The organism is Streptomyces sp. NPDC058964 (assembly GCF_042741275.1).
GTDB lineage: Bacteria > Actinomycetota > Actinomycetes > Streptomycetales > Streptomycetaceae > Streptomyces.
Genome location: NZ_JBHYKH010000917.1, coordinates 497 through 1,734, shown reverse-complemented (window position 1 = coordinate 1,734; position 1,238 = coordinate 497). Strand labels below are relative to the sequence as shown.

The following is a 1,238-nucleotide window of genomic DNA, read 5'->3' as shown; positions in this document are numbered from 1 at the left end:
CTGCTGGAAGGCGCTCCGCCAGTCCGGGTTCACCCGCAGCGACGTCGTCGTCGGGGTGCGCCGCGGCCCCCCCCCCCCACATTCCCGGGTCGGTGGCGCGGCCCAGCGGCAGGGGGGGGGCGGGCTCTCGGGGCCCCGCCCTCTGGCCCGGGCCGGGCCGCCTAGCCCCTGGGGGTACACCCGGCCCGGACCCCGGCGCCGAACGGCCCGGCGGACTGCTGTACCGGTGCGGAGGCGTGGACTTCGTGCCGTTCCGGCAGGAGGTCGACGTGCCGGGCATGCGGACGACGTGCCGGGCATGCGGACAGGGGAACCGCCCGGACAAGGGCGCCCGGCGCGAACGCGGAGCCCGGTTCCGCGACAGCGAGGGAAACAGGCCGGGCATCGGCCGGCCGGAGCGCTGAGCGGCGCACGCCGGACTGCTCCATTCGAGTCGCCGCCCCCGTCTGCCGGGCGCACGATGAAGGGCAGGGGTACTTCGCGCCGCGGGCCGGACGCGAGCCCGCGCGGCCGCCACGAGGAGGGCAAGCCATGACCGTCGCCCCTGCGCGCGGGAGGTCCCGGAGTCCGGTCGCGCTCCCGCCGGGCGGGGTCGAATCGGAGAACCATCCGTGGAAGATACGTCTGGTCGAGCATCCCGAGCGCTTCGAGTCCTCCTTCTTCCGTGCGGCGAAGCGGACCGCCCAGCAGATCCTGAGTGACGTCGGCGACGAGGACCTGCCCTACGGGCCCCGGCCGGTCTCCCCCGAGCACTGGGAGATGCACCACGGAGGCAGCCTCTGGGTCAGGGGACGGGGCGGCTGGCGGATGTTCCGGGCCCGGGTGGGCATCGAGTGGAGCATGCAGTTCTGCGCGGAACCGGTGAAGGTCGACCGGCTGCGGCGCGAGGCCGCGGAACTCGTCGAGGCGTTCCCGCTCACGCTGCCCGCGCTGCGGGACCTGGGGTACGAGGAGGCGGAGGAACTGCTGCGCACCCCGGTCAAGGACGCCGACGGCGTAGAGGCGTGGACCGACTCGCTGTTCAACGCGTGCGTACCGATGAGCCGGGGCAACCACCAGGGGCTCCTGCCCAAGGTGCCCGGCGAGCACCACTATCCCTGGCCGGTCAAGGGCGCCGACTTCGTCCGGTACGACGACTTCCAGCTGTGGGTGACCCTGCCCGACGGCACGCACGGTGCCGTCGCCCCGGTGGACCGGGGGGGCTCCGGCTACACACACGAGCGCCAGGCGTGCGTGCC

General features: G+C 74.4%; 1 protein-coding gene. It reads left to right on the top strand.

From position 1 onward, the window contains the following. Positions 1-531 precede the first annotated feature (531 nt). The coding region (locus ACFW2E_RS46380; protein WP_384478072.1) for a DUF6424 family protein at positions 532-1,238 on the top strand (707 nt) is incomplete at its 3' end.